Consider the following 1,367-nt stretch of genomic DNA (forward strand, 5'->3'; position numbering starts at 1 on the left):
GGCCGACCGACCTGGACCCAATTGGGCCTGGACGATCTGGACAAACTGTTCCTGCGCGGTCGTTGATGAGCCAGCTCCCTCCAGCGATTTTTCTGATGGGCCCGACCGCTGCGGGCAAGACTGATCTGGCCATCGAGCTGACCAAGGTGCTGCCGTGCGAGTTGATCAGTGTCGATTCGGCGCTGGTCTATCGCGGTATGGACATCGGCACTGCCAAACCTTCCAAAGAACTGCTGGCCGAACATCCGCACCGTTTGATCGACATTCTCGATCCGGCGGAAGCGTATTCGGCGGCGGATTTCCGTCGCGACGCGTTGCAAGCGATGGCGGAAATCACCGCACGCGGAAAAATTCCGCTGCTGGTCGGCGGCACCATGCTCTATTACAAGGCGCTGGTGGAAGGGTTGGCCGAGATGCCGGCGGCTGATCCTGAGGTGCGCGCGCAGATCGAGGAAGAGGCTGCACGCCTTGGCTGGCAAGCCCTGCACGACCAATTGGCGGTCATCGACCCGGTGTCGGCGGCGCGGATTCATCCGAACGATCCGCAGCGCTTGAGTCGGGCACTGGAAGTCTATCGAGTCAGCGGTCAGAGCATGACTGCCCTGCGCGCACAACAATCTGCGCAAAGTACTGAAGCAGCCGCTTCGGGACTGCAACAATTGCCCTATACTGTCGCGAACTTGGCCATTGCCCCGGCAAACCGCCAGGTGCTGCACGAGCGCATTAAACAAAGATTCACAATTATGTTGGAACAGGGATTCATCGACGAGGTCGTAGCCCTGCGTAAAAGAAGTGACCTGCATTCAGGGTTGCCGTCTATACGTGCGGTAGGCTACCGCCAAGTCTGGGATTACCTGGATGGCAAGCTGACGTTGGCCGACATGCAGGAGCGCGGCATCATCGCCACGCGCCAATTAGCCAAGCGCCAGTTCACCTGGCTGCGCAGCTGGGAAGATCTACACTGGCTGGACAGTCTTGATTGCGACAATCTGCCACGCGCCTTGAAATACCTTGGGACCATCTCCATATTGAGCTGAGTCCTTGCAATTGCCGTCTATCCTTGGGGGTGTGGCGGCTAAAGCCATCTGAATTACCTATTTTTTATTATTGAATCCTTAAAGGAGTGCGGCACATGTCAAAAGGGCATTCGCTACAAGACCCTTACTTGAATACTTTACGTAAAGAGAAAGTTGGGGTTTCCATCTACCTGGTCAACGGTATCAAACTGCAAGGCACGATCGAGTCGTTCGACCAGTTCGTGATCCTGCTGAAAAACACCGTGAGCCAGATGGTTTACAAACACGCTATCTCGACAGTAGTGCCGGTTCGTCCAATTCGTCTGCCTAGCGCAACCGAATCCGAAGCAG

The 1,367-nt window shown here is 56.2% G+C and carries 3 protein-coding genes; all 3 read left to right on the forward strand.

Features of this window, described 5'->3' with window-relative positions; translation table 11 throughout:
* A partial coding sequence (locus tag ACIP1X_RS28975) for a hypothetical protein (RefSeq protein WP_400755987.1) occupies positions 1-66 on the forward strand: 66 nt, incomplete at its 5' end.
* The gene (gene miaA / locus ACIP1X_RS28980) at positions 66-1,037 is read left to right on the forward strand and encodes a tRNA (adenosine(37)-N6)-dimethylallyltransferase MiaA (RefSeq protein ID WP_053116771.1); all 972 of its coding nucleotides are present in this window, start codon (positions 66-68) and stop codon (positions 1,035-1,037) included. The genes ACIP1X_RS28975 and miaA, both read left to right, overlap by 1 nt.
* A gap of 95 nt (positions 1,038-1,132) precedes the next feature.
* Positions 1,133-1,367: RNA chaperone Hfq (gene hfq, locus ACIP1X_RS28985; protein WP_400755986.1), on the forward strand; the 235-nt coding region annotated here is incomplete at its 3' end.

The sequence above is a fragment of the Pseudomonas sp. NPDC088885 genome, from assembly GCF_044750025.1.
Taxonomy (GTDB): Bacteria; Pseudomonadota; Gammaproteobacteria; order Pseudomonadales; family Pseudomonadaceae; genus Aquipseudomonas; species Aquipseudomonas rustica.